The organism is Corynebacterium otitidis ATCC 51513, from assembly GCF_000296405.1.
Classification (GTDB): domain Bacteria; phylum Actinomycetota; class Actinomycetes; order Mycobacteriales; family Mycobacteriaceae; genus Corynebacterium; species Corynebacterium otitidis.
On record NZ_JH815194.1, the window covers coordinates 120,003 to 127,997 of the forward strand.

The window sequence follows — 7,995 nt, forward strand, 5'->3', positions numbered from 1 at the left end:
GCGCGGGCTGCGGGGCCGGCGCCTGCGGAGCGGGCGCGCCGCCGTGGTTTCCGCCCCCGCCGCGGTGCTGCGGCGGCCGAGGCGGCTGGGGCTCGTTCGCCTTCGGGGGCTTGTTCCCGGGCTTCTGCTCGTTGCCGCCGTTCCCGCCATCTCCGCCGCCGTCCGTGGGCGGGTTGGTGGGCTTCGTGGGGGTGGTGTTCGGGTTCTCGCTCGGCGGGTCGCTCGGGCGGGGCTTCTCGTCCTCGCCGGGCTTGCCCGGGGCGGCGGGCTCCTCGGGCCTCTGGGCGCTCGGCTCGCCGCCGAAGAGCGCCCCCGGGTCGGCCTGCGCGCCGCTTGGGGTCTCGCCGCACTCGAGCGTGCCGGAAAACTCCCCGAGCTCGAGGCCCTCCCGCCCGGCGCCGGCGAAGTGCGCGCCCGCCGCAGTGAGCGTCGCGCTACCCGCGAGCTCCACGCGCCCGGCCGAGACGTCGACCGCGCCCGGCTCGGCGAGGGCGACCGTGGCGATCACCTGGTTGTCGAGCTGGTAGTTCTCGCCGCCGCCGAAGCCGGTCGTGCGGGCGAGATAGTCGGCGACGACGAGTCCTCGCCAGGCGCCCTCATCGTCGGGGGCGAGCTGGAGGCGCAGCGCGGTCGTCTCCGCGAGGTGGTTGCCGTCAACGGCGGCGAGGCGCAGCCCGCCGGCGACGGGCACGACGATGCCCCTGGCTCCCACGGCGCCGCCGCTCTCCGCGCCGGCGAGGTGGAACGCGGCGGGCTCGTCCTTCCCGTCGACGTAGCCGAGGCCTTCCGACACCTGCCAGATGACCTTCGGCTTCCCCTCGCCCTCCGGGAGCTTGCTTAGATCCAGGGTGGCCTCGGCGCGGGCGATGCCGTTTATGGCGAGGCTGCACGCGGGGGCTTGGGCCTGCTCCTGGCTGTCCTCCGGCGCGGCGCCGGCGGCCGGGGCCAGGCCCAGCGCCGCGCCCGCGCCGAGCGTCGCCGCCGCGGCGAGCGTCGCGCCCGCGCGCGTCGCCAGCCTGGTCAACCGTGGACTCATGGGACCTCCATCCTCAGCTCGGTGAGCCTGGCTAGCCCGCTCCGCCACCAACATCGGTCAGGCACACCGCAGGACGGAAAACCTCATCAGGAAGGCTGCCCGGGGCTATACCAGCTCTATTGCTTACGTTAAGCTATGTTGGATCGATAATTTAGTCAATACTACCCACATTGGCGTCGTGCACCGCGGCGCCCAAGCCCCTCGCCAGCCGCTAAGGAGACCGCAGTTGAGTTCCTCCCAGTTCGAGAGCCTCTACCCCGAGATCGACCCCACCGAGCCGCTACCACTCAGCCTCGCCGAGCGCGCCGCGCTCACCACGCCGGTCGTCGTCCTCGCGTTCGGGGCGGCGCTGCCCCACCTCGTTACCACCGTCGTCGGCGCCGTCCTCGTCGTCGCGGCGCTCGCGTGGGTCGGGGGGAATACCCGCCGCCGGGTGCGCGCCACCGCCCGCGCCCGCTTCCCCGAGGAGGACTGGGCCGAGGACGAGGTCACCTCGGCGCTGCGGCTCGGGATCTTTTTGCCCGCGGTGTGGCTCGCGCTGCTCATCGTCGCGCTGGCCACCGCCTTCTTCGTGCCGGATAGCGCCGCGCCCGTCGCCGCGACGGTCGTCGCGGTGCTCGCCGGGGCGGCCACCTGGCTCATGCCCGGCATCAACCCGCTGTGGCATCCCCACGACGCCGACGAGGACTCCGCCGAGGATGAGGACGGAGCCGATGACGAGGGCGAAAACTCGCTGTGGCGCGCCGACACGGAGGTCCTAGAGAAGGTCCCCGCCAAGCCCGCGGGCGGCGCGGCCGAAAGTAAATAGCCCAAAAACTCGCCCCCGGCGCGCGGCCGGCCGTAGCCTCGAGAAACGAAACTAGACAGCTTTGTTCACCGAGAGGCAGGTAGCCATGACGACCGCCGCCGAGCAGCCGACCGCGTCCCCCACCCCGCCGCTGAGGCGGGAGCCCATCGGGGACTTCGTCACGGAGGCCGGCGTGGCCATGCCCGGGGTGAGCATCGCGTACCGCCAGTGGGGTACCCCGGGCCAGCTCGAGGACGGCGGCAGCAACGTCGTCATCGTCGAGCACGCCCTGACCGGCGACACGGACGCGACCGACTGGTGGGCGGGCGTCGTCGGACCCGGCCACGCGGTCGACACAGATCGCTACTGCGTGATCTGTAGCAACGCGCTCGGCGGGTGCTCCGGCTCCACGGGGCCGAGCACCCCGCACCCCGAGGACGGCCGCCCGTGGGGTTCGCGCTTCCCGGCGATCTCGATTAGGGACCAGGTGCGCGCCGAGCGCGCGCTGCTCGACCGGCTGGGTATCGAGTCGGTACGCGCCGTGGTCGGCGGCTCGATGGGCGGGGCGCGCACCCTCGAGTGGGCGGCGATCTATCCCGAATTTCTCCAGGCCGCCGCGGTTATCGCGGTCTCGGCGAGGGCCTCGGCGTGGCAGATCGGCATCCAGTCCGCGCAGATCAACGCCATCGAGAACGACCCGAACTGGAAGGGCGGCGACTACTACGCCACCGGCGCCGCCCCCAGCTTCGGGCTCGCGACCGCCCGGCGCATCGCGCACCTCACCTACCGCGGGGAGCTGGAGATCGACGAGCGCTTCGGGACCCGCGCGCAGCGCGGGGAGGAGCCGCTGGGGCCGTATCGCACCGCCAAGCAGCGCTTCGCGGTGCAGAGCTACCTCGACCACCAGGCCGCGAAGCTCGCGGAGCGTTTCGACGCCGGCTCGTACGTCGCCTTAACCGAGGCGCTCAACCGGCACGACATCGGCCGGAGCCGCGGCGGGCTCAACCGGGCGCTCTCCGAGATCCCCATCCCGGTGCTCGTCGCGGGCGTGGACACCGACATCCTCTACCCGTATCACCAGCAGGAACACCTCTCGAGGAACCTCGGGCAGCTGCTCGCGATGCACAAGATCGTCTCGCCGGTCGGCCACGACGGGTTTTTGACCGAGTCACGCCAGCTGGGCCGCATCCTGCGGCACTTCTTCGCGGAGGTCGACCCCGCGGGCGAGGCGGAGTTCGCGGACTTCGTGATCTAGACCGAAACTAGCTGCCGAGCGCGTCGACCGACGCGGCGAGCGCGACCATCGCGGCGCCGACCGCGCCGCAGAAGCCCGCATCAAAGCGGCGGGAGCGCACCGAGAAGAACCCGATGACCCGGTCGTCGCAGGTAATCCGGCAGCCGGCGAGCCAGAGCATCGCAACGCCGAGCGCGACGGTGGCGCGGCGCCAGTGCTCGGAGACCGCGAACACCGCGGAGGCGGCAACCAGCGCGAGGAACGCCGCCCCGAGCACGCGCTGCCCCCACAGCGGCAGCCGGGAGCGCCGGTCGCCGCTGTGGGGGTTTGCCATCGCCTCGCCGTGGGAGGCGGGCGGAGTCGGAGTGTGGGGCATCGCCCGTTAATCGTTCACGATGCGCTCCGCGCGGTCAACAATGTTCTTGAGCAGGTAGGTGCGCGTCATCGGGCCGATGCCGCCCGGGTTCGGGGAGACCGCGCCCGCGACCTCCCAGACGCCGGGGTCGACGTCGCCGACGGTCTTGCCGTCGACGCGGGAGACGCCCACGTCGAGGACCGCGGCGCCCGGCTTGACCATGTCCTTGGTGAGCATGTGGGGCTTGCCGGCGGCCGCGACGATGACGTCCGCGGCGGTGGTCTCCGCCTTGAGGTCCTTGGTGCCGGTGTGGCACAGGGTGACGGTGGCGTTCTCGGAGCGGCGGGTGAGCAGGAGCCCGATGGGCCGGCCCACGGTCACGCCGCGGCCGATGACGACGACCTTCGCGCCGTCGAGCTCGACGCCGAAGCGGCGCAGAAGCCCGATCGCGCCGTTCGGCGTGCAGGGCAGGGGCGCCTCCTCGTTGAGGACGAGCTTGCCGAGGTTCTCCGGGTGGAGGCCGTCGACGTCCTTCTCCGGGTCGATCTTGCTGAGCACCCGGTTCTCGTTGAGGTGCTTGGGCAGGGGGAGCTGGACGATGTAGCCGGTGCAGGCGTCGTCGTTGTTGAGCTCCTCGATGACCTGCTCGATCTCCTCCTGGGTGGTGGACTCCGGGAGGTCCTTGCGGATGGACTTGATGCCGACCTCGGCGCAGTCCTTGTGCTTCATGCGCACGTAGTTCTGGCTGCCGGGGTCGTCGCCGACGAGAACCGTGGCGAGGCCGGGCTCGTAGCCCTTCTCCTTGAGGGCCGCGACCCGCTTCGAGAGGTCCTCGAGCAGCTCCTTGCGGTACAGCTTGCCGTCTAGGGTCTTCGCAGTCGTTGAATCAGCCACAACCCCCATTATCGGCCGTCTCTCGCGGGCCTACAATGTCTTCCATGACACAGCGGCCCGGCGCGCGGGAGGGGGCGCCCTTCCACCTCATCTTCGACAACCCCGTCATCCCCGGCAACACCGGCAACGCGATCCGGCTGTCCGCGAACACGGGGGTGAGGCTCCACCTCGTGGAGCCGCTCGGCTTCAACTTCGACGACCGGCACTTAAAGCGCGCGGGACTCGACTACCACGACCTCGCCGACGTCACCGTGCACACGGACCTCGACGCCTGCCTTAGCGCGCTGCCGGACGCGAGGGTCTTCGCGTTCACCGCGCACTCCGACACGTGGCACGGGAGCATCTCCTACCGGCCCGGCGACGCGCTACTCTTCGGCACGGAGCCCACCGGCCTGCCGCCGGAGCACCTCTCCCACCCCCGGGTCACCGAGGCGGTGCGCATCCCCATGCTGCCGGCGCGGCGCTCGATGAACCTGTCGAACTCCGCGGCGGTGGGCGTGTTCGAGGCGTGGCGCCAGCTCGGCTTCCCGGGCGCCTCCTAACCCCGCCCGGCTCCCCTTCCCGGAGAGCCACGCGGCAAAAAACATACCGCTTAGTCCGCGGTGTTTAAATCCCTGACCAGCGACAATCTCGGTAACTAGACAGCTTAGTATTGCCTAGGCGGCGCGGGTCTCCATAGTCTCGGCTCCACGCTCCCGCCGGTCGCTTAGGCGGGGGCGGAAAGAAACAGCGAAAACGACCCCGCTCCCCACCTTTGGGGCGCGCCCGCCCGACGCCGAGGAGGCCGAAGAGAGCCATGACCCGCTACGACAACAGCAACGCCGCCGACTGGAAGTTCCAGACCAGGCAGATCCACGCCGGCCAGCCCGTCGACGAGACCGGCGCGCGCAACCTGCCCATCCACCACACCAGCTCGTACGTCTTCAACGACGCGGAGCACGCCAAGCAGCGCTTCGCGCTCGAGGACCCGGGCCCGATCTACTCGCGGCTGGGCAACCCCACCGCCGAGGCCGTCGAGAACCGGCTCGCCTCCCTCGAGGGCGGCGTCGCCGCGGTGCTCTTCGCCTCCGGGCAGGCGGCGGTCACCGCGAGCTTCGTGAACTTGAGCGAGAACGGCGGCCACGTCGTCTCCTCGCCCCGGCTCTACGGCGGCACGGAGACGCTGCTGCGCTACACGCTGCCGCGCCTGGGCATTCGCACCACCTTCGTCGAGGACCCCGACGACCCGCAGTCCTGGGCGGCGGCCGCCGAGGACGACACCATCGCCTTCTTCGGGGAGACCTTCGCCAACCCGCAGGCCGACGTCCTCGACATCCCCGCCATCGCCGAGGTCGCCCACAACCACCAGGCGCCGCTCATCGTCGACAACACGCTCGCCACCGCGGCGCTCGTGCGGCCCCTCGAGCTCGGCGCGGACGTGTCGGTGAACTCGCTGACGAAGTTCTACACGGGCAACGGCTCGGGCCTGGGCGGCGTCATCGTCGACGGCGGGAAGTTCGACTGGAAGGTCACCCGCGGCGGCAAGCCGGTCTTCCCCGGCTTCGTCACCCCGGACGAGGCCTACCACGGCCTCGTCTACGCCGACCTCGGCCCGGAGGCCTTCGCCCTCAAGGCGCGCGCCGGCGTGTTGCGCGACACGGGCGCGGCGCCCTCGGCGTTCAACGCGTGGGTCACCGCCCAGGGCCTCGACACGCTCTCGCTGCGCATCCGGCAGCACAACGAGAACGCCCGCAAGGTCGCGGAGTTCCTCGACGGCCACGACAAGGTCGCCTCGGTGAACTACGCGGGCCTGCCCTCCTCGCCCTGGTTCGAGGTCAAGGAGAAGCTCGGCCTCGACTACACCGGCTCGGTCCTCGCGTTCGACGTCAAGGCCGACGACCCGTTCTCCGAGGACGCGAAGCAGGCGGCGTGGCGCTTCATCGACGCGCTCAACCTGCACTCCGACCTCGCGAACGTCGGCGACGTGCGCTCGCTCGTGGTCCACCCGGCGACGACGACGTACTCGCAGTCCAGCCCGGAGGCCCTCAAGAAGGCGGGCATCTCCCAGGCGACGGTACGCTTAAGCGTCGGCATCGAGGACGCCGAGGACATCCTCGCGGACCTCGCCAACGGCTTCGAGGCCATCTAGGCCGCCGTTTCCTTAAGTTTCTAGGGCCCGCCTCCCCGAGCGAGGGAGGCGGGCCCGAAACCCTGCCCCTGGTCGCGGCCCGGGGCGCTACTCGTCCCCGGCCGGCCCGCCCGGGCGCGCCGCGGGGCCGCCGGCCTCGCGGATCTCGCGCACGGCGGGGTCCTCCGCGAGCGAGGGCAGGCGGCGCTCGCGCAGACGATCGGTGAGCTCCCACGCGTCGGACACGGCGAGGTGCTCCGCGCTCATGGACACCGGCCCGGCGACCAGGTCGTAGACCACCGTCGCGAGCCCGAGGCGGCGCTGCAGCGGCCCGGTGCGCACGGTCAGCTCCTGGATGTGGCCGGCGTCGATGAACGACACGTTTCGCCCGAATCTGCCCCAGTGCCACGCGGCGATCCCGTCGGTGAGCGTCGCGGCGTGCCGCCGGTAGTCAATCGGGGAGAACCAGCGGGCGGCCCGGGGGCTGCGGTAGTCCGGCTCGGTCGCGCCGTCGGGGTCGGCGATCCTCGCGATCTCCTCGGCGTCGCGGCCGGTGAGCACGGAGGCGACGGCGAGCGCCTGGGAGCGGCTGCCGATGGGCAGCAGGTCGTTCGTCGAGGACTGGCCGGGCGTGTAGCCGGCGACGTCGACGCTGAGCTTGTACCAGCCGCGGCGCCGCCACAGCGCGCCCTGGCCGATGCGCACCGCGTGCACCCGGTCGACGGGCACCGACTGGCGGCGCTTGGTGGCCAGCCCGTAGCGCAGGTGCACGACGTCCGAGGCGTCCGGCCGCCGCTCGAGGATGGCGGTGAACCGCCAGGAGCGGTCGAGCAGCTGCCAGATCGGCCCGGCGGAGCCGACGACCAGCGCGACGAGGAAGGGCACCACGCCGAAGAAGCTCGCATCGTCGAAGGCGATGGCGACCCCGAGGAAGACCACCAGGAGGAAAAGGCCGCCGACCGCGGTGGCGACGGTGCCGCCGGTGAGCGCCGCGCCGGCGAGGCTGCGGGCGACGGGGATCTCCTCGACGAGGACCTCCTCCGCCGACCGGCCCCCGGGCGCGTCGCCCGCGCCCGGCGCGGCCGCGCCGCCGGGGGCCGGGGCGTGCTCCCCGTCGGCACCCTTCGCGCGGACGAGGAGCTCGGCGCGCAGCTCCTCGGCCTCGCGGCGGGGCAGGAACTCGATGTTGATGGCCGAGTCGTTGCCGCCGGCGGTCTCCACGCGGATGGACGCGAGCTTGAACAGCCGCGGCACGAGGTTCTCGACGACGTCGACGGCCTGGATGCGGTCGTAGCGGGCGCTGCGCTGCTCCTTGCTGAACACCCCGCGGCGGCGCTGCAGCTCCTCGCCGGTGAGGCGGAAGCCGGTGGCGCGCCACCACGCGCCGGTGAGAAGCCACGCCGCGCCGACGGTGACGACGGGCACCCCGACGATCCCGAGGAGCGTCCAGGCCCAGTGCTCCCCGGCGAAGACGAGCGCGTCGACGATCGCGCCGAACCCGGAGTTGACCATGTTGACGAGGATCGCCGCCGCACCAACCGCGAAGGCCTGCCAGAAGCGCAACACCGGGCTGGCGCGGTGC

7 protein-coding genes and 1 pseudogene are annotated in these 7,995 nt (G+C 71.9%); 4 read left to right on the top strand and 4 right to left on the bottom strand.

The genetic code is table 11. The features are described from left to right. Nucleotides 1-1,036, bottom strand: a pseudogene (locus HMPREF9719_RS05965) (hypothetical protein); the annotation flags it as partial. A gap of 226 nt (nucleotides 1,037-1,262) precedes the next feature. On the opposite strand from HMPREF9719_RS05965, the gene HMPREF9719_RS05970 reads away from it, so the two are divergent. Then, nucleotides 1,263-1,844, top strand: a complete 582-nt coding sequence (locus HMPREF9719_RS05970) for a hypothetical protein (RefSeq protein ID WP_004601083.1) — start codon at nucleotides 1,263-1,265, stop codon at nucleotides 1,842-1,844. A gap of 85 nt (nucleotides 1,845-1,929) precedes the next feature. Then, nucleotides 1,930-3,078 (top strand): homoserine O-acetyltransferase MetX, encoded by a 1,149-nt coding sequence (gene metX / locus HMPREF9719_RS05975; protein ID WP_004601084.1) that lies wholly within the window; start codon nucleotides 1,930-1,932, stop codon nucleotides 3,076-3,078. Between the two features lie 7 nt (nucleotides 3,079-3,085). On the opposite strand, the gene HMPREF9719_RS05980 is transcribed toward metX, so the two are convergent. Next, entirely contained in the window at nucleotides 3,086-3,433 is a 348-nt protein-coding gene (locus HMPREF9719_RS05980) for a DUF3017 domain-containing protein (protein WP_004601085.1), read from the bottom strand. Nucleotides 3,434-3,439: 6 nt separating this feature from the next. Next, nucleotides 3,440-4,315, bottom strand: coding sequence for a bifunctional methylenetetrahydrofolate dehydrogenase/methenyltetrahydrofolate cyclohydrolase (locus HMPREF9719_RS05985; protein ID WP_004601086.1), 876 nt, complete (start codon nucleotides 4,313-4,315; stop codon nucleotides 3,440-3,442). A gap of 35 nt (nucleotides 4,316-4,350) precedes the next feature. On the opposite strand from HMPREF9719_RS05985, the gene HMPREF9719_RS05990 reads away from it, so the two are divergent. Both HMPREF9719_RS05990 and HMPREF9719_RS05995 read left to right on the top strand, forming a co-directional pair. Next, nucleotides 4,351-4,848: a tRNA (cytidine(34)-2'-O)-methyltransferase gene (locus HMPREF9719_RS05990; RefSeq protein ID WP_004601087.1), complete on the top strand. Its 498-nt coding sequence runs from the start codon at nucleotides 4,351-4,353 to the stop codon at nucleotides 4,846-4,848. 254 nt (nucleotides 4,849-5,102) lie between these two features. Then, on the top strand, nucleotides 5,103-6,434 hold the full coding sequence (locus HMPREF9719_RS05995; RefSeq protein ID WP_004601088.1) for an O-acetylhomoserine/O-acetylserine sulfhydrylase: 1,332 nt from the start codon (nucleotides 5,103-5,105) through the stop codon (nucleotides 6,432-6,434). Between the two features lie 87 nt (nucleotides 6,435-6,521). Here HMPREF9719_RS05995 and HMPREF9719_RS06000 read toward each other — a convergent pair. Beyond that, nucleotides 6,522-7,995: PH domain-containing protein (locus HMPREF9719_RS06000; protein ID WP_004601089.1), on the bottom strand; the 1,474-nt coding region annotated here is incomplete at its 5' end.

Coding starts and splice junctions, on each gene's coding strand:
- HMPREF9719_RS05990 (WP_004601087.1), top strand. CDS start 4,351: ATGACACAGCGGCCCGGCGCGCGGGAGGGGGCGCCCTTCCACCTCATC.
- HMPREF9719_RS05995 (WP_004601088.1), top strand. CDS start 5,103: ATGACCCGCTACGACAACAGCAACGCCGCCGACTGGAAGTTCCAGACC.
- HMPREF9719_RS05980 (WP_004601085.1), bottom strand. CDS start 3,433: ATGCCCCACACTCCGACTCCGCCCGCCTCCCACGGCGAGGCGATGGCA.
- metX (WP_004601084.1), top strand. CDS start 1,930: ATGACGACCGCCGCCGAGCAGCCGACCGCGTCCCCCACCCCGCCGCTG.
- HMPREF9719_RS05985 (WP_004601086.1), bottom strand. CDS start 4,315: ATGGGGGTTGTGGCTGATTCAACGACTGCGAAGACCCTAGACGGCAAG.